This is a genomic window from Candidatus Brevundimonas phytovorans, from assembly GCA_029203145.1.
Taxonomy (GTDB): Bacteria; Pseudomonadota; Alphaproteobacteria; order Caulobacterales; family Caulobacteraceae; genus Brevundimonas; species Brevundimonas phytovorans.
In genome coordinates this window covers 890,957-913,049 of sequence record CP119309.1, presented here as the reverse complement: position 1 = coordinate 913,049, position 22,093 = coordinate 890,957, and the positions used below count along the sequence as shown (strand labels likewise).

Here is a 22,093-nt window from a genome sequence, read left to right as displayed (position 1 = left end):
GCGCCGCTCACTTAAGTTGACAGTGATTATCAGCTGCGAACGGTTCGCGTCCAGTAACGATCACCGGCGCCGTTGCGACTAAACGCCCATCGGCTATCAAGGGCATCTGGCCTATGGAGTCCGCCATGCGCACCATCCTTGCAATTTCCGCCGTCCTGACCGCCTCGCTGGCCCTCGCCGCCTGCGGCGACAACTCGGCGCCCGCCGCCGATGCGACGCCCAAGGCCCCGCCCCCGCCCGCCGCGACCGAGGCTGAAAAGCTCGCCATGCTGGCCGCCCTACCCGCCCCCTATAATGCCGGCGACCTTGAAAACGGGCGTCGCGCCTTCGCCCGCTGCCGGTCCTGCCACACCATCACGCCGGGCGGGCCGAACATGGCGGGGCCGAACCTTTACGGCGTCTTCGGCCGTCAGGCCGGGGCGCTGGACAAGTACAGCTATTCCCACGCCCTGCGCACGGCAGGCTTCGCCTGGGACGCCGACAAGCTGGATCACTGGCTGGAGAATCCCAAGACCTTCCTGCCCGGCAACAAGATGACCTTCGCCGGCCTGCGCGACGCCACCGACCGCCGCGACGTCATCGCCTTCCTGAAGGTGGAGACGGGCTATACCCCGGAAACGGCGAAGGCCGACGCAGCCGCGACGGCCCCCGCTTCCTGATCATTCAGCCCAGCGCAGATTAGCCGGGGGTCATGTCCGGCGTCTTGCCGTCGGCGATCTCCTGGGCCTCCCACTCCTCGATCTTGCGAGCGGTGTATTCCGGCGACTTGGTGAAACGCGCCAGCACGCCATAGATGACCGGCACCACGAACAGGGTCAGCATGGTGGCGAACATGGCCCCCGTGAAGATGACCACGCCGATGGTCTGGCGGCTGCCCGCGCCCGCGCCTTGCCACAGCATCAGTGGCAGGGCGCCGAAGGCGGTGGCGATCGAGGTCATGATGATCGGGCGCAGGCGCAGCGACGACGACTCGATGATCGCCTCACGGATGGTCCGCCCCTGATCGCGCAGCTGGTTGGCGAACTCGACAATCAGGATCCCGTTCTTGGCCGCCACCCCGATCAGGATGATCAGGCCGATCTGGCTGTAGATGTTCAGGCTGGAGCCGGCCATCAACAGGCCGAACAGCCCCCCAGCCGCCGCCAATGGCACCGTCAGCATGATGACCGCCGGGGTGATCCAGCTCTCGAACTGGGCCGCCAGCACCAGGAAGACCAGCAGCAGGGCCAGACCAAAGGCCCAGCCTACGGCGCTGCCCGCTTCCTGCTGATCCCGCGCCGCGCCGCCCCAGCGGACCGTCGCCAGGCCCTGCGGCTGCTTGGCGACCTCGGCGTTGAGGAAGGCCACGGCGTCGTCGATGGTGGTGCCGGGGTTCAGGTCGGCCTGAAGGGTGATGGCCCGCTGGCGGTCCAGACGGCGACGGTCAGGCGTATCGCCGGACGTCTGGGTCGTGACCACCGCCGACAACGGCACCAGCTGGCCCGCGCCGGTCGAGACATAGAGGGCTTCCAGATCGCCCACGCCGCGACGGTTGTCGCGATCGGTCTGCAGGATGACGTCGTATTCCTGACCGCCCTTGATGTAGGTGGTGGCGCGACGAGACCCGAACATGGTCTCCAGCGCCCGGCCGATCTGCTGCGACGACACGCCCAGAGCGGCCGCCTTCTGCGGATCGACATCGACCAGCAGGCGCGGCGCGTTCGGCTCATAGTTGAGACGCGGACGCGACAGGCCAGGGTTCTCCTGCGCCGCCGCCAGGATCGGCTGCAGCCAGTTGTAGAGCGGGCCATACTCGGCCCCTGTGACGATCATCTCGACCGAATTGGAGTTGCCGCCGCCGCGCTGGAAGGCGCCGGGGGTCGAGGCGTTGACCTGGGCGTCGGTCTGGCTGCGCAGCTTGCCGTTCAGTTCCTGGGCGATCTCGTCGGCCGACCGCTTGCGCTCGGACCAGTCGGACAGGTTCAGCACCCCGTTGCCGGAGTTGTAGCTGCCGCCGCCGAAGCCGGGCGACGAGATCAGGTAGTTGGCCGCCTCGCCGTTCTCGCGGTACTCGGCCAGGATCGGCTCCAGCCCCAGCATGATCTTGCGGGTGTAGTCGAAGCCTGCGCCTTCCGGCCCCTGAACCCGGATCTGGACGCGACCGCGGTCCTCGTTCGGCACCAGCTCGTTGGGCAGGACCATGAAGATGCCCGCAGCGCCCGCCGCGACCAGAACGATCAGCCCGATCACCCCGCCGACAGCGGCGCGACGGCCCAGCAGGGCGTTCAGCGAGTTGGCGTAGGAGTGCTTCAGCGCATCCATGGCCCGGTCGACGCGACGCGCCACCCAGCCGCCGGACTGCGCCGGCTTCAGTATCTTGGACGCCAGCATGGGCGACAGGCTCAGCGCCAGGAAGGCCGAGAAGGCCACGGCCGCGGCGATGGCCGCCGCCAGTTCGACGAACAGTCGGCCGACATACCCGGGCAGGAACAGCAGGGGCGCGAACACCGACAGCAGCACCACCGTCGTCGCCACGACGGCGAAGAAGACCTGACGCGCGCCACGCTCGGCGGCGATCAGCGGCGGCTCGCCGTGATCCAGACGGCGCTGGATATTCTCGACCACCACGATGGCGTCATCGACCACCAGGCCGATGGCCAGCACCAGGGCGAGCAAGGTCAGCAGGTTCAGCGAGAAGCCGAGCGGGGCCAGGACGATAAAGGTCGCCAGCAGACAGATGGGCGCCACCACCGAGGGGATGATCGCCGCGCGCAGGCTGCCCAGGAAGACGAAGTTGACCAGAGCCACCAGCGCCATCGAGATGCCGATGGTGATCCAGACCTCGTCGATGGCGTGAGAGGTGAAGACCGAGTTGTCGGACCCGACTTCCAGCGTCGTGCCCGGCGGCAGGGTCGGCTTGACCTGCTCCATCAAGGCGCGCGCGCCTTCGGAAATCGCCAGGTCGTTGGACTGGGCCTGACGCGTGACGGCCAGACCGATCTGATCGACGCCATTGCCGCGGAACAGGCGGCGCGCCTCGGCGGGCGCCTCCTCGATCCGGGCGATGTCGCCCAGCCGCGTCACATAGGCGGCGTTGCCCTGCAGGGCGCCGGTCACGCCATTGGTCATGGAGGTGGATGCGGCGGCCAGGGTGCCGGACGCCTGCGCGCCGGTCGCGGTCGAGGCCGAACCGCGTGTGCCGATCGGCAACTGCGCGAAGTCGGCAGGCCGCGCATAGGTGCGGGCCACGCGGACCGTATAGTCTTTCTGCGTCGATTCCAGCGAACCGGCGGGCAGTTCGACGTTCTGGTTGCTCAGCGCCGTCTCGACGTCGTTGACGGTCAGACCGCGCGCGGCCATGGCGGCGGCGTCCAGCCAGATACGCATGGCGTAGCGCTGCTCGCCAAAGATGTTGACCTGGGCCACGCCCGGCACGGTGGCGAAACGGTCCACCAGATAGCGGTCGGCATAGTCCGTCAGCTCCAGACGGTTCATCGTCGTGGAACGCAGGAACATGATCATGATGGGCTGGCTGTCGGAGTCGGCCTTGGCCACTTCCGGCGGGTCGGCCTGATCCGGCAGACGCCCCTGCACGCGCGAAACGCGGTCGCGCACGTCGTTGGCGGCGTCGTCGATATTGCGGTCCAGCGAGAACTCGATGTTCACATTGGAGCGGCCGTCGCGGCTGGTCGAGTTGATGCGTTCGACGCCCTGAATGCCGGCGATCTGCTGCTCGATCGGCTCAGTGATCCGGCTTTCGATGACCTCGGCCGAGGCCCCGGCGTAGCTGGTGCTGACCGAGACCACCGGCGGATCGACGTCCGGCAGTTCGCGCACCGGCAGGAAGAAGAAGGCCGCCAGGCCGATGACGCACAGGACGATGGCCCCCACCGCCGCAAAGACGGGGCGGCGGACCGAAACATCGGACAGCATCATTTGCGGGCCGCCTGAGGCGCGCGGGCGCCGCCCTTTTGCGCGCCGCCGCCCACCGTGACCGGCGCACCGGGCTGGATGCGGTTCAGGCCCGAGGCGACCACGCGGTCGTTATTGTCCAGCCCCGACAGGATTTCGACGAAACCGCCCTCGACGGCGCCGGTCTGCACCTCGACGCGCTGGGCGGTCGTGCCCTTCTCGCCGCGGGCGATGCGATAGACGAAGGCGCCCTGCCCTTCATACTGGACCGCGGCCTCAGGCACCGCCAGGCTTTGTCGACGACCCTGCTGCACGGCGACGCGCATCATCATGCCGGGACGGATGCGGTTTCCGGGGTTGGCGAATTCGGCGCGGGCGATGACGGCGCGCGTCTGTTCGTTGACGCGCGTGTCCAGCAGGGCGATGCGCCCCTCGACCGTCTGGTCGGCATATGCGTCCGCCGTCGCCGTCAGCGGCGTCCCGACCTGAAGCACTCCCAGATAGCGTTCCGGCAGAGGGAAATCGACGCGAATGGCGCTGGTGTCGTCCAGGGTGGTGATGACCGATCCGGGCGAGATCAGCGTCCCCGGCGTCACCGTCGTCAGACCCAGCACCCCGGCGAAGGGCGCGCGCAGCACGCGGTCACCGCGACGAGCTTCGGAGGCCGCCACGGCGGCACGGGCGGTCTGCAAGGCGGTTTCGGCCGTTTCGGCGGTGACGCGCGGGGCCACGCCGCGCTCAGCCAGAATCTTGTAGCGGTCATATTCCCGCTGGGCCTGGGCCAGTTGCGCCCGCGCCTGAATCAGATCGGCGTCTTCCTCGCGCGCCTGAAGCTCGACCAGGGGCGTGCCCGCCGCGACCCGCTGGCCGTCGGTGAACATGACGCGCGTGATCAGCTCGGTGGTGTTGGAGGTGATGTTGACCGAGCGCTTGCTGCGCGCCACGCCCAGAACCCGGATCTGGTCGGCGAACTCACGCGGCGCAGCGACCGCCTCGGCCACCGCCTGACCACGTCCGCCGCCGGGACCGCCGCGACCGCCTGGACCGCCGGGACCGCCCTTGTTGTCGTCAGCCAGGGTGATCTTCAGCACCGCCGCCAGGACCATGAGCCCCACCAGACACGCCGCCACGATAATGAAAAAATGGCGTTTAAACACGCGACGCAGTCTCCCCGACAACAAGCGGTCCCGCTTAACGGGTCACGGCCGTTAGGCAAATAAAGTATCTGTAACGTTGGCCGGTTGAGGTTCCGTCGCGGAAACGGCGTCAGAAACGTCGCCATACCCCGAAAATCGGCCCGCCAGCCGCCGGGGTATCCCGACCGGCCACGGCCTGACGCCATCCGCCCTGCAGACTCCAGGCGCCGAAGTCGCGAACCGCCGTAACCTCGACCGACAGCCAACGGGCGCCGTCGCCGTCCACCGCCCCGCCGAAACCTTGCGCCATCAGCATCCAGCTCTGGCCTACATGGGCCCCCGCCGTCACGTCGATCCGCACCTCGTCCGGCAGACCCTGACGCCAGCGCCGCGCTACCTGGGCCTCGACAAAGCTGCGTTGCGGCGCCCATTTGACGCCCGATCCGTCGATCGAACGACCGGCCAACAGCCGCATCTCCCAGTCGCTGTCGCCCACACCTGGCGAGGCATAGCCGGCGTTGCGTCCCTCCCCGGCCTGAGCATAGCCGGCATAGACGGCCACGACGCTCGCCTCGTCACGCCAGGCCTGCCAGCGGGCGCCGATCTCGACCGGCCCTCGCCCTTCATAGTCGGCATAATCGTCGCGCCCCGACTGCCACTCGCCCTTGACCTGCACGGTCAGTCGGTCGCTCAGCCCATACTCGACCAGCAGGGAGGCTGCGCGATCCACGCGATCCGCCGGCAGATCGACCCTGCCGCCCGCGACAAAGCTCTCGTCGGCGCGCATGTCCTCGTACTTCATGATGGCCTGTCCCTGCCCCTTCGGCAGGTTCCAGGCTCCAGCGGCGGCCGGGGTCCCCGCCCCCGCCAGTCCCGCGATGATCAGAAGCCCCCCGACCGCTCTCACACGTCGTAGCCCGGCGATTTTCGTTCCAGCTGACGCAGAGCCCCCGGCCAGGCCAACGACGAGACAAAGCCGATGCCGCGTCCTTGATCTTTCGTCTCGGCCTGGGCCGCGTCCGGCGCGATCAGGACATTCTCGCGCCCGCCCGACAGAGCCGCCACCTGCTGGGCGCAGGCCCGTTCCAGGAAGAAGATCCCGACCCAGGCCTGGGCCGCCGTCTCACCGACCGCCATCGTGCCGTGGTTGCGCAGCAGCATGAGGGGCTTATCGCCCAGATCGGCCACCAAACGCTCGCGCTCGTCGTGGTTCAGCGCCAGACCTTCATAGCCGTGATAGGCCACCTGGTGCTGCAGCAGGCAGGCGTTCTGGCTGATGGGCAGCAGACCATGCTGCTGGGCCGCCACCCCCACCCCGTTCACCGTATGCAGGTGGATGACGAACTTGGCGTCCTCGCGCGCGGCGTGCACCGCCGAGTGAATGGTGAAGCCGGCCGGATTGATGAAGCTGGTCGTGTCCTGAACGATGTTGCCGTCCAGATCGACCTTCACCAAGGAAGAGGCGGTGATCTCGTCGAAATACCAGCCGTAGGGATTGATCAGGAAGTGATGCTCCGGCCCCGGCACGCGGGCCGAGACGTGGGTGAAGATCATGTCGTCCCAGCCGTGCAGCGCCACCAGCCGATAGAGCGCCGCCAGTTCAACGCGCGCCTGCCACTCGGCCTCCGACACCCGCGACTTCAGCGACGCCGCCGATCCATCCGCCATGACAGCCTCCCTTATCATTGTTCCCTTGAACCTCGCGCCGCGCCGCCGCGCCGTCAAGCGACCGGCGTTCACCCCGGAAGGTTTTCGTTAACCCTGTTTTCACGCCATCGGGACGACTATGCCGCGCGGCCGAGGCGGCCGTCTTTCGATCCGCGGAGCCGCCCGTGTCCACAGTCGTCCCGCTAGACCCCGAAAAGCCCTCGCAGGCGGTGCCCTTGGCAGGTCTGAACCAACTGCTGGACCTGGCCAGGACGCGCTCGCCCGACGATCAGCATCGCCTGCTGATGGGGGTGGCCAGCCTCTATGAATCCGCCGCCGACCATGGCGGCGCGCCCGACGCCCTGGCCGACATCTTCATCGCGCTCACCCGCAGCGCCGAGCGCGAAATCCGCCAGGTTCTGGCCCAGCGGCTGGCCAAGGCGGAATGGGCGCCCGCCGCCCTGGTGCGCATGCTGGCCGCCGACGAAATCCAGATCGCCCGCCCCGTGATCGCCGCCAGCCCCCTGCTGCTGGATGACGACCTGCTGCACCTGCTGGCTGACTGTTCGATCGAGCACCAGATTCAGGTCGCCCTGCGCCCCGACCTCGGCGCCGCCGTGGCCCGCGCCATCGTCGCCGGACGCGATCCGGCGGTCATGACCGCGCTCGCCACAAACCGCAGCGCCCGGATCGAGGCCGAAGCCTTCGCCGAACTGGTGGATCAATCCCGCCAACTGGCCGCCCTGCGCGCGCCCCTGACCCGCCACCCGTCGCTGGACGAAGACCTGGCGCTGCGCCTGTATCAATGGGTCGGCGAGGCCCTGCGCCAAGCGATCAGCGACCGCTTCACCCTCGACCCCGCTCAACTGGCGCAGGCCGTTCAGGACGCCGCTCAAACCTCCGTCCGAGCCACCGCCGCCGAATGGGACACCGCGTCGCCTCGCGCCGACGACTCCGACGCCCGACTGGTGGCCAAGCTTCACGCGGCGGGCCAGCTGCGTCCGGCCTATCTGATCCGTGCCCTGCGCGAGGAAAAACTGGGCGTCTTCGCTCACGGCCTGGCGGTTCTGGGCCGCTTCGAGGTGTCGCAGATTCACCGCGCCCTGGCCGGAGACACGGCCCGCCCGCTGTTCCTGGCCTGCATCGCTGTAGGCCTGGACCGCGCCGCCTTCCCCGCCTTGTTGACCGAGATCCGCAAGCTGAACAAAGGCTTCCCGCGCGATCCTGACAGCTCGGCCTGGCGTCTGGCCGAACGCTCGGCGGATCAAGCCGCCTATGAATTTCGTCTGCTGATGGCCGACATCGACGCCGCTTCCGTTTGACACGGAGGCTCCGCTCCGCTTGCCTGCCTGCGTGAACACGCCCGCCCCCCTCGCCCTGACTTTTGTCGCCAGCGACCGCCCCGAAGCCGAGGCGGCCCGGCTGCGCCTGACTGAACGCTATGGCTCGGTCCCCGTGGCTGAAGCCGACGTCATCGTGGCCTTGGGCGGCGACGGCTTCATGCTGGAGACGCTGCACAACAACCTCCAGCTCCGCACGCCGGTTTACGGCATGAACCGGGGCTCGGTCGGCTTCCTGATGAACGACTATGACGAGGACGACCTGCTGGCCCGCCTGGCCGAGGCCGACCGCACGGTCATCCACCCGCTGCAGATGGACGCCTGGGTCGAGAGCGGCGAGGTTCACAGCGGCCTGGCCATCAACGAGGTCTCCCTGCTGCGCCAGACACGCCAGACCGCCAAGCTGCGCGTCAGCATCAACGACAAGGTCCGGCTGGAAGAACTCAGCTGCGACGGCTGCATGGTGGCCACGCCCGCCGGCTCGACCGCTTACAACCTGTCGGCGCACGGCCCGATCATCCCCCTCGACGCCCCCAGCCTGGCCCTGACGCCGATCAGCGCCTTTCGGCCCCGGCGCTGGCGCGGGGCCCTGCTGTCGCACACCGCGCGCGTCCGTTTCGAGGTGCTGGAGCCCGACAAACGCCCCGTCAGCGCCACCGCCGACAATTTCGAGGTCCGCCGCGTCACCCGCGTCGAAGTGCGCGAACGCCGCGACATCAGCCTGACCATGTTGTTCGACGCCGGACGCTCGTTTGAAGAACGCGTCATGGCCGAGCAATTCGCCAGCTGAAACGTCACGGGTTTTTAAGGCTCCGTCGCGTAAGCTTGCACCCAGAGTTCAGGAGCCCGTCACGTGAGCAACCCTCCCCAGGTCATTCGCCCACCCAATCCCCTGCGCGCCAAGGTCGGCGGCTTCGGCGGCATCGACGCCAACGCCATCGCCAAGGCCGAAGCCGCCCTCAAGGCCATGTCGGCCCAGTTCGGCCAATGGCTGCAGGATGAAATCGTCAAGCTGGATCAGGCCCAGGCCGACATCCGCGCCAAGGGCTACACCCCCGAAACGGCAGAGGCGCTGTATTTCCGCGCCCATGACCTGAAGGGCCTGGGTGCCACCTACCAGTATCCGCTGGTCACGCGAATCGCTGGCTCCCTGTGCCGGATGATGGACGACGCCGACAAGCGGATGCAGGCGCCTGTCGCCATCCTCGACGCCCATATCGACGCCATCCGCGCCGTGGTCCGCGACGAAATCCAGACCGACGAACACCCCGTCGGCCGCGAACTGGCCGAAACCCTGGAAGCCCGCGTCGCCGAACACCTGGCCTGACATCGGCTTGCGCCCATAGAAAAAGGCGCCGCCGATGCCGGGGGCGCCTTTTTTCGTGACCGAAGGGGATCAGGCGGCGCTGACGGCCGCCGCCTCGACGTCGAGGGCCGGGGGACGATCCAGCCGCTCCATCAGATAGGCCAGGTCGTCGCGCGACGTATTGGGGCGCTGGCTGAGGAACCGTTCCAGCATCCGCTGGCGGAAGGCCTCGCTGGCCGTGTCTCCGCCCTCGGCCTGAAGCGCGCGCCAGGTATCGACGCCCGCGCGGAAGGCCTGGAACAGGCGCGGCGGCAGACCGGCCCGGTCGTAAATGGCCTTCAGCCCCAGCGGCCCGGCGTCATGCACCATCAACCAGGCCCGATGATGCGGCGTGCCGGTCAACTCAGCCAAGGCGTGTTCGAACAGGGCCATCTGCCCCCGCGCCAGGGCGCGCAGCAGCAGAGAGGCGTTCAGCGCCTTGCGGGCGTTCAGTCCGGCGACAAAGGCCGGCAGGTCGTTGCTGACCCGCGCCTGATCGACCAGATCGACCGTCACCCGCTCGCGCGTGAACCGGGCGAACTGAATGGCCGTCTCCGGCGCCACGGCGTGACGCGTGACCAGATGCTCACGCACCGCGTCGCTGGCCAGGGCCACCAGGCGCTCCGTCACCGACAGGGGCAGAACCTGACGATAGGCGATGGCCGAAACAATCTCGGGGGTCTGACCGAAGCGGTCGATGACCACGCCCAGGGCGTCCTCGGAAATGTCCGCATTGTCATTGGCCGCCAGCGTCCGCACCGCCGACTGGCACCCCTCGGTCGCCAGCACGGTGGCGACGTCGCGCGGGACGCGGTCACGGCCCGCCACCGCGTTCTGACGCACCGCCGATCCGGCACGGATGATCTCGATCAGATCGTCGTCGGTGAAGGCCGGCGAGCATCCAATGATCGGCAGAGCCACGCTGTCGACGTCGGCGACCAGGCGGCGCGCCACCTCTCGCGGCATCAGATCAGAGGACTTCAGCGTCACGGCCAGGGCGCGCCGCACCAGCTCGGCAGCGTCGTTGGCCAGGACGTTCAGAATTTTTTGCGCCGCCGCCCGGTCCGCCGCATCCAGAGCCATGCGGTCGATGCTGCGGCACAGCTTGTGCGCCGCCGCCGCTCGCTCGTCTTCCGCGTCCGACTTGATCAGACGCCTGATGTCGCTTTCCGTCAGTCGGGCGCGGTAGGCGGTCATGAGGAAGCTCGTGAGCTGGCGAGGCGAAGAATCAATCGTCACGCTTAGCGTTACATAGTTAACACCTCATTAGGAATGAGGCGAAACCACGTTCTTTTACGCAGCCGTCTCCGAGGGCGGTCCGAAGGCCCCGCCGAAGCCGCTGCTCTTGCCGCCCTGGCCGTCCTGACCCAGCAAAAGCGCCAGCAGGCTCTGGTCCTGCTTCAACCGATCCAGCCGTGCCGCCAGCATCCGATCCTTGTCGCTCAGATCCGGACTCGTGCTCAGCGTCGAACCGACACCCGCCGCCGGCGCCCCCTCGCCCGCCGTGCGTTGCAGGTTGGCGTGGACCTCGGCCACCGTGGCGTGGCGGCCGTTGCGATAGAAGATCGAGCGATTGGCCGAGGCCGCATCCGGGAACAGGGAGACCGCGCTGGCGCCGGGCCGCGACTGCATGGCCTCCATCAGCTTGGCGGCGCCCGCCGGGCCGAGGAAGTGGGCGGCGTAGAGGTCGCCGGCGCCCGGCTCCTGCCCCGTTCGACCGCGCAGATAGGCGGCGTTTGAGGCGGTCAGCTCCGCCGCCATGGTCGAGGCGGCCTGAGGATCAAAGCGCAGGTCCAGAACCACATTGCGAGCCGAGCCCTGCACCCGCCAGCGGCCGTCGTCGCCGCGCTGGATCAGATCGGCGTATTGGCCGTAACCGTGCTTGGCGCCGTGCTGCTTCACCGTGGCCAGCCAGGTCTGCTCGATGAACTGGAACAGGCCCGAAGCCGACGAGGTGCCGGCCCGCGCGGACGGGTTCATCGCGCTCTCGCGACGCGCCGTCTTCATCAGGAAATCGAAGTCCACGCCGGTCGTGCTGGACGCACGCCGGATGGCCGCCTCAACCCCGCCGGATGATGGAATCGCTCCTACGCTCATGTGTTGACGGTCGCTAACTAAGGTTAATGAAAACCTAACCGGCAAGCGCCGCAATAATGCCGCAAGCTGAGCGCGACCTTTGTTACGTGGTCTCTGGGGAGGGCCAACGACAGGAGGCGTTGAAGGCCATGATGATCAGAACCGCGGGCGGCCCCGGACTGGTGAGCCCGATAGACTTTTCCGAACGAAAGAAGCCGATTCCGCGCTGGATGTGGGCGGCCATCGGAGTTTCGGCCCTGGTCCACGTCGGAGCCGGTGTCTGGCTCTACAACCAGAGATTCGTGCTGGCGGATATTCCTGTGCTGGAGGACGGACCAGTCACGACGGTCGACCTGACCCCCTATCCCAAGCCGCCCGAGCCCGTGGTCGCCCCCAAGGCGCCGCCCGCGCCCACGCCGCCGATCCATCGCGCGGAAACCGTCATTCCGTCCGAGGTTCCGCCGCTGGTGGTTCCGGTCGCGCCCGTGACTTCAGCGAATGCAGGACCGGTGATCAACCTGACCGCGCCGGCCAGCGAGTCCTCAAGCGGCACGACCGTCTCGGTCGAGCCCGTGCGCTCGCCTCCAGTCATCACCAACCCCGATTGGGTGCGCAAGCCTTCGGCCGAGCAGATGATGCGAGCCTATCCTTCCGCCGCCGAGGCGCGGGGCGTCAGCGGCGTCGCCAACCTGTCCTGCCTTGTGAAGGTGGACGGGACCCTGACCGGCTGTTCCGTGTCATCCGAAACGCCGGGCGCCCAGGGCTTTGGGCGGGCGGCTCTGGGCCTGACGCGCTACTTCCGTCTCAGCCCGCGCATGGTGGACGGCCAGGCCGTCGACGGGGCCCGCGTCAGCATGGCCATTCGCTTCAACCTGCCGGAATAGGGCAACCCTCTAAGGCTGGATGAAGCGCCGGGGGGCAAGGGTCGGTTCTTTCGAGGACCGACCCTCAACCTCGTCCACCACCACCCCGGCGACCAGCGGACCCAGCAGCCAGCCGTTGCGACGCGGCCCCAGGGCCAGGTGCAGCCCCTGCCCGACCGCCCCCGCCATCGGCAGACCATCCGGCGTGGCCCCGCGCACCCCGGCGCGCCACTCAATCTCCAGCGGACGCGCCGCTTTATCCAGCACGGCCCAGGCCGCCGCCAACATCCGAGCGCAACGCTCGGGATCAGGCGTCAGCGACCGCTCGCCCGGCTCCATCGTCGCCCCGATCACACACCCCTCGCCCATCGGCGCGATATAGGCGCCGGGACCGCGCAAGACATGATCGGTCAGCCGCTCGTTCACCAGACCGATCTGCCCCCGGATCGGCGTAATCAGCGCCAGCAACCCCGCGACAGCTTCGGATAGGCCGTCCAGCCCCGCCCCCGCCCCGGTCGCCAGCACCACCTGATCGGTCTCGACCGGCCCCGCAGTCGTCTCGACGCGCCAGCGAGCATCAAGCCGCGTCAGACCCGTCGCCCGGCCTTCAATGATGCGAACGCCTCGCCCCAGCGCCGCCAGGGCCTGGGCCGGCTCGACCTTCCAGTCTTCGTGCGTGGTCAGCCGCGCCGTCTCGCGGTCGTACTCATGCGCAAAGCCCAACGCCGCCAACCGCGCCGCCAGAACCTCAACGTTCCCGCCCCGCCACTCGGCCAGGTCGCGGTTCAGCCTGACGCCGGTCGCCAACGCGAAATCCGCCCAGGTGTCGCGGGCCCGGCGCAGCAGTTCGGCGTGGTCAGGGCTCAGGTCATCGACTGCGCTTTCCATCGCCGGGGCGATCATCCCCGCCGCGACGCCCGAGGCGTTCAGACCGCCCGGATCGACCACGGTCACGGCATGGCCGCGCCGCGTCAGTTCAGCCGCCGCGCACAGGCCCAGAACGCCCGCGCCGACCACCAGGATGTCTTGAGAATTGAAAAGGGGCACGGTCAGTCCTTCGACCTCCCGCGCCCCGATTTCAACCCGGCTTTTGTCTTACTCAGCCGCGAGCTTGGCGGCGCGCGCCTCTTCCAGACGCTTGGTCAGGGCTGTGTGCTGGCCCCACAGGGCCTTGGGCAGCCGCTCGCCGAACTTCTCGTAGAAGGCCGGGATCAGGGCCGCTTCCTCGGTCCAGACGTCGGCGTCGACATCCAGCAGGATCGTCAGGTCGGCGTCCGACAGGCTCAGGCCCGACAGGTCCAGCGCCGCCTTGGTCGGCACGCGACCCACCGGAGTGTCCAAGGCCTCGGCCTGACCGTCCAGGCGCTCGACGATCCACTTCAGCACGCGGGCGTTGTCGCCAAAGCCCGGCCAGACGAACTTGCCGTCCTCGTTCTTGCGGAACCAGTTGACGAAGAAGAGACGCGGCAGCTTGGACGCATCCGCCTTCTCGCCCAGCTTCAGCCAGTGGGCGAAATAGTCGCCCATGTTGTAGCCGCAGAAGGGCAGCATGGCGAAGGGATCGCGGCGCAGTTCGCCGACCTTGTTCTCGGCGGCGGCGGTGCCTTCCGAGGCCACGGTCGAGCCCATGAAGACGCCGTGCTCCCAGTCGAAGGCTTCCGTCACCAGCGGCACGGCCGAAGCGCGGCGACCGCCGAACAGGATGGCGTCGATCGGCACGCCCGCCGGGTCTTCCCACTCGGGCGCGATGGCCGGGCACTGTCCGGCGGGGGCGGCGAAGCGGGCGTTCGGGTGAGCGGCAGGCTCGCCCGACGCCGGATCATGCGGCTGACCCTTCCAGTTGGTCAGGCCCGCCGGCGCCTCCTTGGTCAGGCCCTCCCACCAGACATCGCCGTCAGCGGTCAGGGCGACGTTGGTGAAGATGGTGTTCTTCGCCAGGGTCTCGAGCGCGTTCTGGTTGGTGTTGCGGCTGGTGCCGGGCGCCACGCCGAAGAAGCCCGCTTCCGGGTTCACGGCGTACAGACGACCGTCCTCGCCGAAACGCATCCAGGCGATGTCGTCGCCGACGGTCTCGGCCTTCCAGCCCGCCAGCGCCGGTTGCAGCATGGCCAGGTTGGTCTTGCCGCAGGCGCTCGGGAAGGCGGCGGCCACATACTTGGACACGCCCTCGGGGCTGGTCAGCTTGAGGATCAGCATGTGCTCGGCCAGCCAGCCCTCGTCGCGGGCCATGATCGAGGCGATGCGCAGGGCGTAGCACTTCTTGCCCAGCAGGGCGTTGCCGCCGTAGCCCGAACCATAGGACCAGATTTCGCGCGTCTCAGGGAAGTGGACGATCCACTTGTCGTCGTTGCAGGGCCACGGCACGTCGGCCTGACCTTCAGCCAGCGGCGCGCCCAGGGTGTGAACGGCGGGCACGAAGACGCCGTCGGCGCCCAGCATGTCCAGCGCCGGCTTGCCCATGCGGGTCATGACGCCCATCGACACGGCGACATAGCCGCTGTCGGTGATCTCGACGCCCAGGGCGGAAATCTTGGAGCCCAGCGGGCCCATGCAGAAGGGAACGACGTACATCGTCCGGCCCTTCATGCAGCCGTCGAACAGACCATCGAGACGATCGCGCATCTCGATCGGATCGGCCCAGTTGTTGGTCGGGCCGGCGTCGGCCTCGTCTTCCGAGCAGATGAAGGTGCGGCTTTCGACGCGGGCCACGTCCTTGGGGTCCGAGGCGGCGTAGTAGCAGCCGGGGCGCTTGGACTGATCCAGTTCCTTCAGCGTGCCCTTGGCGATCAGGTCGGCGACGATGGCCGACTTTTCGGCTTCCGAGCCGTCGCACCAATGCACCCGGTCCGGCTTGGTCAAAGCCGCAATCTGCTCGACCCAGGCGACCAGACCCTTGTGGGCGGTGGGGGCCGGAGAGAGTCCGGGAATCGATACGTCTGCAGTCACAACATGGTCTCCTGAACCGTGCCGCCCAACGATCTGACGCCGTCGTGACGAGTCGGACGCTGATCACGCCCTGTTTCAGGCGCAATGCCATCTGAGGCGACGCTAGGTCAACCGTTGCAGGAATTCACTTCTGTCAGAATAAACTTGCTGCGGCGCAGCAAGTTTTCAGGTCGCGATGCGCCCTGGGCAGGGATATCAAGACCCCATGCGCACCATGGACACTCTCACCGCCCTCCCCGACGGCGCCCTCGCCGCCCCGGCCTCTGCTCGCAACGCCGAGCCGATTCTGACCCTGTTGCGCGCCCACCTGCCAAAACGCGGTCGGGTGCTCGAGATCGCTGCGGGATCGGGCCAGCACGCCGTAACTTTTTCCGGCGCCCTGCGCGGGGTGGACTGGACGCCCAGCGACCCCAGCCCGGAAGCACGCAGCAGCATCGCCGCCTGGGCCGCCGAGGCCGACCATCCCAATCTTCAGCCGCCGCTGGCGCTCGACTGTCTGGACGAGCGTACCTGGCCGAACGGGCCCTTCGACGCCGTCATCTGCATCAACATGGTGCACATCAGCCCTTGGGCGGCGACCGAGGGCCTGATGAAGCTGGCGGAACGCGTCCTGCATCACCCCGGCGGCCTGCTCTATCTTTACGGCCCCTATCGCGAGGCCGAGGCGCCGCTGGCGCTGTCGAATGAAGCCTTTGACGCCAGCCTGAAGTCCCGCGACCCGGCCTGGGGCCTGCGCGACCGGGACGTGGTTGTCGCCCTGGCCCGATCGCACGGCCTGTCGCTGACGTTGCGGACGGACATGCCCGCCAACAACATCAGCCTTCTGTTCAGACGAACCTGATCGACGCTGGTCCCCCAGGCGCCCTCAAGCTCCGCCCGCTTCAGGCTCAGGCGATGGTCGCGACCACCGCCGACAGTTCTGCGCGCTCGGCGATCAGCGCCACCTTGTCGCCCTGGAAGACCGCGCCCGGCGCCTCCGCCGTCACGCCAAAGGCTTCAGCCGCCAGGGCCACGCCGTCAGCAAAAGCCAGCACCGGCAAGCCCTGCGCCTTGGCCAGTCCCAGCAGCGCCTTGACCTGAGCCACGCCCGCCTCGTCCGCCTCGCCGCCCGGCACGACCACGCCCTTGACCCGTCCGCTGATGATGTCATCCGCCGTCGCCGTGGCCAGCACGGTCACGCCGCTGCTGATCAGGCTGGCCTCACCGGTCGAGATCGGCGCCAGGGAGACGCCGTCAAAGCGCAGCGCGGTTTCCATGTCGCCCAGAGGACCGAAATCCATGCCCTTGCGCATGATCAGGCCCATGCGCAGGCGCATGGGGGCGGGGCGATTGAAGCCGGGACGAGTGCGGGGGGCGGTCGAATTGTTGCGTTGAGCGGACAAGACGTCTCCTTCAAAGGTTATCGTTCAATATTCAGTCGTCTGTTCAGAATGGATCAGACGAAAAGCCCCGCATGGGAAACTGAAAACAAGAATCGCCGCGTCACGGCGCGGCCGGACGCGATCTGGATCAGTTCGTTGGGGTGACTGAACATATAGGCCCGCTGCGCTCAGGGTCAATGACAGAGCCGGCTCATATGATCTCAGCGATATTCAAAGACGATTTATGATTTCTTTTCCGTCCTGCCCCGCGTGGACGGCTTGCCTGCCCGCCCCCCGGCCTTCTACAGAGCGCCATCCTCAAGGACCGACGCCATGGCTTTCACTCGCACCTATGACGGCCCCGAGCCTGTCCGCATCAACAAGTGGCTGGGCCAGACCGGCGTCTGCTCTCGACGTGAGGCCGAGGCTCTGATCGCCGCCGGCATGGTCACGATCGACGGCGAGAGCGTCACCGACGCGGGCCGCAAGATCGAGCCGGGCCAGACTCTGACCCTGAACGACCGGGGCGAAGCCGCCCTGGCCTCAGGCGTCACCATCCTGATCCACAAGCCCCTGGGCTATGTCTCGGGTCAGCCTGAGCCGGACAAGATCCCCGCCGTCCGCCTGCTGACCGCCGAAAACCTGATCGGTGAAGGCACGCCTCCCGCCGAGGACGCCTCCCTGCCCCCCATCGGCCGTCTGGACGAGGACTCGCGCGGCCTGCTGATGCTGTCGTCGGACGGGGTGGTGGCCAAGGCCGTGATCGGCCCGCAGTCGAAACTGGACAAGGAATACCTCGTCCGCATCGAAGGCGACGTCACCGAGAAGAAGCTGGCCCTGCTGCGACGCGGCCTGATGCTGGACGGCCGCATCCTGAAATACGCCAAGGTCTCGCGCATGGAGCAGAACCGCCTGCGCTTCATCCTGACCGAGGGCCGCAACCGCCAGATCCGCCGGATGTGCGAGATGGTGGACCTTGAGGTCATCGACCTGCTGCGTATCCGCGTCGGCCCCATCCATCTGAACAACCTGCCCGAGGGCAAGTGGCGGATGATCACGCCCGAGGAACGCGACGCCCTGATCCGCGGCGACTTGAGCTAACCCCTCCATCTTCCGCTCATCCCCGCGGAGGCGGGGACCCAGGGCTTTGGCTACAGACCCTCCGATTCATCGGGCCGCGCTAAAGCAGACGTTGGCGTGGGAGGCTCTTGTTGGGTCGCCGCCTCAGCGGGGATGAGCGGGATTGGTGCGGCCTCAGCCCCGCAGCGCCTCAAACCACCGCTGCAACAGGGTCGCCTCGTCGCGGTGAGCCGCCACGCGAGCCGCGGCTTCCTCGTCCACGCCCCAGCGCTCCTCGGTAAAGGCCTCGTCCAGACGCGACAGTTCCAGCGCCGCCGCACCCGACAGCGCCCCGCGCTGCACGGCCAGCCCCAGGACCGCCGAGCCGAACAGCGGCACCGCCGTCGCCAGGCCCGTCAGGACGTGGTCGTCCATCGCCAGCGCCAGCGCCTTGACCCGCTCCAGGGCCTCAGGCGCCTGGGCCCTATGCACAATGCCCTCGGCCGTGTGCAGGGCCACGCCCAGTTCCTTGGCCGCCCAGTCGCGCCACGGCCCCCATTCGGCCTGCTGACGTTCGATCAGGGCCGTCGGATGTTCGGCCAGATAGCAGATGACGTCCGATCCGGCGTAGGCGGCGATCTCGGCGGCCACCGGCTCGCGCGTCTGGCTGACCCGGTCGATGGCGGTCGAGGCCAGTCGGGTGGCCGGCATGGTCGCCGGGACCAGGAACTCGCCTTGCGCCGCCCACTCATCCGCCACCAGCCGCGCGGCGGCCTCGGTCGGCAGGGTCAGCGTGTTCCCCGCCGGCGTCTTGGGCGTCCGCCCATCCAGACGCACCGTCCAGCCATTGGCGTCTTCTGACACGTCGGCGACCGTCCAGAAGCGCTTGATGCGCTCCTCGGACTCACGGAAACCCTTGCGGGCGGCGACATTGGGATCGAGCGGGGGGATGTGGGACATAGGCGGTCTCAGGCAGCCAATCTTAAGCAGCAAGCGCGGTCGAGGCGAAGCGCTCCAGCGCCGCCTCCAGATCAGGACAGTCGATGGCGACGTGACGCGCGCCCGCCGCCACCTGTTCCTCAGGGGTATGGAAGCCCCAGCCGACGCCCAGCGGATGCACGCCCGCATTCAGCGCCATCGTGATGTCGTGGCTGGTGTCGCCGATCATCGTGGTCGAGGCCGCGTCGGCCCCGCAGGCGGTCATGGCGGCGAACAGCATGGCAGGGTCGGGCTTGCCCGGACCGTCCGCCGCGCAATGGCTGGACAGGAACAGGTCACTCCATTCCCGCCGCGCCAGATTGCGGGCCACGCCGCGCCGGTTCTGGCCCGTCGCCAGCGACAGGAGCCAGCCGTCGCGCTTCAGCCGGCGGAGCGTGTCCATGACGCCAGGATACAGGGGCTCCTCGTGCCCGGCGTCATACATGTCGCGGAAACTGGCTTGAAACGCCGCCACGAATTCGGCCAGTTCGGCCATCGTCAGGCCGGGCTCCAGAACATGCAGAGCCTTCTCCAGCGTCAGCCCGACGATCTGGCGCACCCGGTCATAGGATGGCTCAGCCAGCCCCAGCACCCCCGCCGCCTCGCAACACGCCCGATGGATCGAGGCGCGACTGTCGACCAGGGTCCCGTCGATGTCGAAAACGGCGAGCGGCCTCATCGCTGGCGCTTGACCCCTTCGAACGGATCGGTGTCGCACTCGTCTTCGGTGAAGCCGAAGTGGGCGAAGCCCGCCTCGATCTCTGGGCTCAGCGGGGCCTCGACGATCAGGGTGCCGCCGCCGGGATGATCCAGCTCGATGCGGCGGGCGTGCAGTTGCAGCTTCAGAATGCCGCTCAACTGCTTGGAGGCGTCGGTGCCGTACTTGTGGTCGCCCAGGATGGGGTGGCCGATGGCCGCCATGTGGGCGCGCAGCTGGTGAGTGCGACCGGTGAAGGGGCGCAGCGCCATCCACGACGCGCGGTGGGCGGCGCGGCTGATGGTGGCGAAGGCGGTCTCGGCCGGTTCGCCCTTGGGGTCCTTGGGCTCGGCCGGACGCATCATCTCATAGTCGTTGATGCCGGTCTTCTTCAGCGCCAGGTCGATCTGGCCGTGCGTCGGCTTGGGGGTGCCGATGACGATGGCCCAATAGGTCTTCTTGGCCTGACGGCGGGCGAAGGCCCCGGCCAGACGCTTGGCCGCCTCGGGCCCCTTGCCCAGCAGCAGGACGCCCGAGGTGTCGCGGTCCAGACGGTGGACCAGACGAGGCCGGTCCATCCCCTCGCCCCAGGCCGACAGCAGGCGGTCGACGTGCTTGGTCGTCTTGGTGCCGCCCTGCACGGCCAGACCGTGCGGCTTGTTCAGGGCGATGACCATGTGATCTTCATAGAGGACCAGCGACTTGGCGTAGGCGATGTCGCGTTCGGTCAGTTCGTGGACGTCGCCGGGCTTGCGCGGATTGGCGTCGGGCAGCGGCGGCACACGCACGGCGGCGCCGGCGGTCAGGCGGTCCTGCGGCTTGACCCGCGAACCATCGACGCGGATCTGGCCGCTGCGAGCCATCTTCTCGACCTGGATATGGGTCAGGTGCGGCCAGCGCCGCTTGAACCACCGATCCAGACGGATGTCGTGTTCATCCTCAGCAACATAGAGGGTCTGGACTTCGCGGCTCATGCGCCCACTCCGGTAAACAGTTTGCGCGCGATCATCAGGCCGACGAACAGGGCGGCGATGGAAATGACCACCGAACCCACCGCATAGACGAAAGCCGTGGCCAGTTCACGGCGTTCGATCATCAAAGCGACTTCCAGCGAAAAAGCCGAGAAGGTGGTGAAGCCGCCCAGCACGCCGACGGCGGCGAACAGGCGCACACTCTCCTGCCCCGCTCCCGCCTTCAGCGCCAGCCAACCGGCCAGCAGCCCCATCAGCAGACCGCCCGTGACGTTGGCCGCGAACGTGCCCCACGGCCAGCTTGCGCCCGGCGCCAACCGCCCGACCGCCAGGCCCAGCCCATAGCGGGCCACAGCCCCCAGGGCCCCGCCGACGGCGACAAGAAGAAATTGCATCATGCCGGGCTTCTACACCGACACAGCGGGAATGACAGCGGTCGGCGGCGCTCTACAGCCGGTTGCGGATCGCGTCCTGAACCCGGCGCGCGTCATAGGCCTCGGGGCGATCCGGCTTGGCGCCGCGCCCCATGACGATTTCCAGCGTGGTCGAGGTCGGCTGCGGCCCGCTGAGGTCGAAGCCCAGACCCACGCCGACGCCGGACGCGCGATAGCCGCCGTATCGGCTGGACCCTGCACCGATCGAGACGCTGGGACGCACGCCCCCGGCGCTGTCAGGCCGTCCGTCGATCCAGCGCTGCGTCACCTCGAACCAGTCATAGCCCTGATCGACCGTCAGTTGCGCCGCGCGAAACAGGGCGCGATCAACCACAGGGCCCGGCGCGCCGACACCGTTGTAGGTGACGCGGAAACGGTTGGATTCGATCTGCTGCTCGCTGAACCCCTGCCCCCGCGCACCCTGCTGCGGCCCATAGGGGGCCAGGCTGGCGCAGGCGCTCAGCGCCAGGGCGGAGGCGGCGATCAGACCAAAGGTGAGACGTTTCATGCGAAATCTCCTGCCCGATTAGCGCCGAGCCAGGCCCGATGTTCCGCCATGAAGCTGAACCGGCGCTGAACAGGCGATCCTCCCCCGCTACGCAGGGGAGGATTTCAGAGCCCCGCCGCCGCCTGCAAGGCCGCGAAGTCCGCAGGCGGCGCCGCCTCCAGCGTCACGCGCTCCCCACCTTCGGGGTGCGGGAAGGACAGCTTGGCCGCATGCAGCATCAGGCGCGGCGCGCCGCGACCGGCGAAGGTCAAGGCCCCGCCGTAGCGCACATCGCCGACCAGAGGCCGACCGATCGAGGCCATGTGAACCCGCAGTTGATGCATCCGCCCCGTCTCGGGCGACAGCTCGACCAGGGCGCCGTCCTCGCTGGCGGCCAGGGTGCGATAGCCGCTGACGGCGCCTTGCGCGCCCGGCGCATCGAACTCGACCACCCGCATATAGCTTTCGCGCCCGATCTCTTCGCGGCGCAGGGCGGCGGTGATGCGGCCCGACTTGTGCTCAGGGGCTGCGGACACCAGGGCCAGATAGGTCTTCTGGAACCGGCGCATCTGCATGGCCTTGCCCAGGAAACCCGCGGCGGGCTTGGTCTTGGCCGCCAGGATGACGCCCGAGGTGTCACGGTCCAGCCGGTGCACCAGTTCCGGCCGCTTGCCGTTCGAGCGCGCAAAGGCCCACAGCAGGTCGTCCAGGGTATGGGCCTGAATGCGGCCGCCCTGACTCGACAGGCCCGACGGCTTGTTGAAGGCGATGATATGCGCGTCCTCGTGGATGACCCACGAACGAACGGCGGCGATGTCTTCTTCGGTCAGGGAAGCGGGCTGGCGGGTTTTCACCCGCCGAG

22 protein-coding genes are annotated in these 22,093 nt (G+C 68.1%); 7 read left to right on the top strand and 15 right to left on the bottom strand.

Annotated features, from left to right (window positions below; translation table 11 throughout):
• The first annotated feature begins 125 nt into the window (after positions 1-125).
• Positions 126-659, top strand: a complete 534-nt coding sequence (locus P0Y52_04395; protein ID WEK58778.1) for a cytochrome c family protein — start codon at positions 126-128, stop codon at positions 657-659.
• A 19-nt stretch (positions 660-678) separates the two neighbouring features.
• Here P0Y52_04395 and P0Y52_04390 read toward each other — a convergent pair whose 3' ends face one another.
• The 4 genes from P0Y52_04390 to P0Y52_04375 all read right to left on the bottom strand — a co-directional run bounded on the left by P0Y52_04390 (position 679) and on the right by P0Y52_04375 (position 6,695).
• Positions 679-3,912 (bottom strand): efflux RND transporter permease subunit, encoded by a 3,234-nt coding sequence (locus P0Y52_04390; protein WEK59444.1) that lies wholly within the window; start codon positions 3,910-3,912, stop codon positions 679-681.
• Complete coding sequence (locus P0Y52_04385; protein ID WEK58777.1) at positions 3,912-5,048, bottom strand: efflux RND transporter periplasmic adaptor subunit; 1,137 nt, start codon at positions 5,046-5,048, stop codon at positions 3,912-3,914. The genes P0Y52_04390 and P0Y52_04385 overlap by 1 nt, the downstream gene beginning before the upstream one ends.
• 109 nt (positions 5,049-5,157) lie before the next feature.
• Entirely contained in the window at positions 5,158-5,934 is a 777-nt protein-coding gene (locus tag P0Y52_04380) for a hypothetical protein (GenBank protein ID WEK58776.1), read from the bottom strand.
• A complete protein-coding gene (locus P0Y52_04375; protein ID WEK58775.1) occupies positions 5,931-6,695 on the bottom strand; it encodes a class II aldolase/adducin family protein in 765 nt (254 codons plus the stop codon). The genes P0Y52_04380 and P0Y52_04375 overlap by 4 nt, the downstream gene beginning before the upstream one ends.
• Before the next feature lie 164 nt (positions 6,696-6,859).
• Here P0Y52_04375 and P0Y52_04370 point away from each other — a divergent pair, with 164 nt between their 5' ends.
• The 3 genes from P0Y52_04370 (at position 6,860) to P0Y52_04360 (ending at position 9,341) form a co-directional block, all read left to right on the top strand.
• Positions 6,860-7,996, top strand: coding sequence for a DUF2336 domain-containing protein (locus P0Y52_04370; protein WEK58774.1), 1,137 nt, complete (start codon positions 6,860-6,862; stop codon positions 7,994-7,996).
• 31 nt (positions 7,997-8,027) lie between these two features.
• Positions 8,028-8,804, top strand: a complete 777-nt coding sequence (locus P0Y52_04365) for an NAD kinase (GenBank protein ID WEK58773.1) — start codon at positions 8,028-8,030, stop codon at positions 8,802-8,804.
• A 63-nt stretch (positions 8,805-8,867) separates the two neighbouring features.
• The gene (locus P0Y52_04360) at positions 8,868-9,341 is read left to right on the top strand and encodes an Hpt domain-containing protein (GenBank protein ID WEK58772.1); all 474 of its coding nucleotides are present in this window, start codon (positions 8,868-8,870) and stop codon (positions 9,339-9,341) included.
• Positions 9,342-9,410: 69 nt separating this feature from the next.
• Here P0Y52_04360 and P0Y52_04355 read toward each other — a convergent pair whose 3' ends face one another.
• Positions 9,411-10,556, bottom strand: a complete 1,146-nt coding sequence (locus tag P0Y52_04355; GenBank protein WEK58771.1) for a DUF2336 domain-containing protein — start codon at positions 10,554-10,556, stop codon at positions 9,411-9,413.
• 96 nt (positions 10,557-10,652) lie between these two features.
• A complete protein-coding gene (locus P0Y52_04350; GenBank protein ID WEK58770.1) occupies positions 10,653-11,456 on the bottom strand; it encodes a transglycosylase SLT domain-containing protein in 804 nt (267 codons plus the stop codon).
• A gap of 128 nt (positions 11,457-11,584) precedes the next feature.
• Between P0Y52_04350 and P0Y52_04345 the strand changes: the two genes are divergently transcribed.
• Complete coding sequence (locus P0Y52_04345) at positions 11,585-12,319, top strand: TonB family protein (protein WEK58769.1); 735 nt, start codon at positions 11,585-11,587, stop codon at positions 12,317-12,319.
• 9 nt (positions 12,320-12,328) lie between these two features.
• Here the strand turns inward: P0Y52_04345 and P0Y52_04340 are convergent, their stop codons facing one another.
• On the bottom strand, positions 12,329-13,345 hold the full coding sequence (locus P0Y52_04340; protein ID WEK58768.1) for an FAD-dependent oxidoreductase: 1,017 nt from the start codon (positions 13,343-13,345) through the stop codon (positions 12,329-12,331).
• Between the two features lie 48 nt (positions 13,346-13,393).
• Positions 13,394-15,244 carry a phosphoenolpyruvate carboxykinase (GTP) gene (locus P0Y52_04335; GenBank protein ID WEK58767.1) on the bottom strand — a complete coding sequence of 617 codons (1,851 nt, stop codon included), beginning with the start codon at positions 15,242-15,244 and terminating at the stop codon, positions 13,394-13,396.
• A 214-nt stretch (positions 15,245-15,458) separates the two neighbouring features.
• On the opposite strand from P0Y52_04335, the gene P0Y52_04330 reads away from it, so the two are divergent.
• On the top strand, positions 15,459-16,085 hold the full coding sequence (locus P0Y52_04330) for a DUF938 domain-containing protein (protein WEK58766.1): 627 nt from the start codon (positions 15,459-15,461) through the stop codon (positions 16,083-16,085).
• A 46-nt stretch (positions 16,086-16,131) separates the two neighbouring features.
• On the opposite strand, the gene P0Y52_04325 is transcribed toward P0Y52_04330, so the two are convergent.
• Positions 16,132-16,626 carry a hypothetical protein gene (locus P0Y52_04325; protein WEK58765.1) on the bottom strand — a complete coding sequence of 165 codons (495 nt, stop codon included), beginning with the start codon at positions 16,624-16,626 and terminating at the stop codon, positions 16,132-16,134.
• Positions 16,627-16,938: 312 nt separating this feature from the next.
• Here P0Y52_04325 and P0Y52_04320 point away from each other — a divergent pair, with 312 nt between their 5' ends.
• On the top strand, positions 16,939-17,706 hold the full coding sequence (locus P0Y52_04320; GenBank protein WEK58764.1) for a pseudouridine synthase: 768 nt from the start codon (positions 16,939-16,941) through the stop codon (positions 17,704-17,706).
• A gap of 153 nt (positions 17,707-17,859) precedes the next feature.
• Here P0Y52_04320 and P0Y52_04315 read toward each other — a convergent pair whose 3' ends face one another.
• The 6 genes from P0Y52_04315 to P0Y52_04290 form a co-directional block, all read right to left on the bottom strand.
• Positions 17,860-18,624, bottom strand: coding sequence for an ATPase (locus tag P0Y52_04315; protein ID WEK58763.1), 765 nt, complete (start codon positions 18,622-18,624; stop codon positions 17,860-17,862).
• Between the two features lie 22 nt (positions 18,625-18,646).
• Entirely contained in the window at positions 18,647-19,321 is a 675-nt protein-coding gene (locus tag P0Y52_04310) for an HAD-IA family hydrolase (GenBank protein ID WEK58762.1), read from the bottom strand.
• Positions 19,318-20,313, bottom strand: coding sequence for an RluA family pseudouridine synthase (locus P0Y52_04305; protein WEK58761.1), 996 nt, complete (start codon positions 20,311-20,313; stop codon positions 19,318-19,320). Before P0Y52_04305 ends, P0Y52_04310 begins: the two co-directional genes overlap by 4 nt.
• On the bottom strand, positions 20,310-20,708 hold the full coding sequence (crcB, locus tag P0Y52_04300) for a fluoride efflux transporter CrcB (GenBank protein ID WEK58760.1): 399 nt from the start codon (positions 20,706-20,708) through the stop codon (positions 20,310-20,312). Before crcB ends, P0Y52_04305 begins: the two co-directional genes overlap by 4 nt.
• A 49-nt stretch (positions 20,709-20,757) precedes the next feature.
• Positions 20,758-21,252: a hypothetical protein gene (locus tag P0Y52_04295; GenBank protein WEK58759.1), complete on the bottom strand. Its 495-nt coding sequence runs from the start codon at positions 21,250-21,252 to the stop codon at positions 20,758-20,760.
• A 104-nt stretch (positions 21,253-21,356) separates the two neighbouring features.
• Positions 21,357-22,085 carry an RluA family pseudouridine synthase gene (locus P0Y52_04290; protein ID WEK58758.1) on the bottom strand — a complete coding sequence of 243 codons (729 nt, stop codon included), beginning with the start codon at positions 22,083-22,085 and terminating at the stop codon, positions 21,357-21,359.
• Positions 22,086-22,093 lie beyond the last annotated feature (8 nt).

Bases quoted from the DNA above. Each gene is read 5' to 3' on its own strand.
- crcB (WEK58760.1), bottom strand. From the start codon at position 20,708: ATGATGCAATTTCTTCTTGTCGCCGTCGGCGGGGCCCTGGGGGCTGTG.
- P0Y52_04320 (WEK58764.1), top strand. From the start codon at position 16,939: ATGGCTTTCACTCGCACCTATGACGGCCCCGAGCCTGTCCGCATCAAC.
- P0Y52_04350 (WEK58770.1), bottom strand. From the start codon at position 11,456: ATGAGCGTAGGAGCGATTCCATCATCCGGCGGGGTTGAGGCGGCCATC.
- P0Y52_04315 (WEK58763.1), bottom strand. From the start codon at position 18,624: ATGTCCCACATCCCCCCGCTCGATCCCAATGTCGCCGCCCGCAAGGGT.
- P0Y52_04310 (WEK58762.1), bottom strand. From the start codon at position 19,321: ATGAGGCCGCTCGCCGTTTTCGACATCGACGGGACCCTGGTCGACAGT.
- P0Y52_04355 (WEK58771.1), bottom strand. From the start codon at position 10,556: ATGACCGCCTACCGCGCCCGACTGACGGAAAGCGACATCAGGCGTCTG.
- P0Y52_04295 (WEK58759.1), bottom strand. From the start codon at position 21,252: ATGAAACGTCTCACCTTTGGTCTGATCGCCGCCTCCGCCCTGGCGCTG.
- P0Y52_04375 (WEK58775.1), bottom strand. From the start codon at position 6,695: ATGGCGGATGGATCGGCGGCGTCGCTGAAGTCGCGGGTGTCGGAGGCC.
- P0Y52_04395 (WEK58778.1), top strand. From the start codon at position 126: ATGCGCACCATCCTTGCAATTTCCGCCGTCCTGACCGCCTCGCTGGCC.
- P0Y52_04305 (WEK58761.1), bottom strand. From the start codon at position 20,313: ATGAGCCGCGAAGTCCAGACCCTCTATGTTGCTGAGGATGAACACGAC.
- P0Y52_04330 (WEK58766.1), top strand. From the start codon at position 15,459: ATGGACACTCTCACCGCCCTCCCCGACGGCGCCCTCGCCGCCCCGGCC.
- P0Y52_04345 (WEK58769.1), top strand. From the start codon at position 11,585: ATGATGATCAGAACCGCGGGCGGCCCCGGACTGGTGAGCCCGATAGAC.
- P0Y52_04390 (WEK59444.1), bottom strand. From the start codon at position 3,912: ATGCTGTCCGATGTTTCGGTCCGCCGCCCCGTCTTTGCGGCGGTGGGG.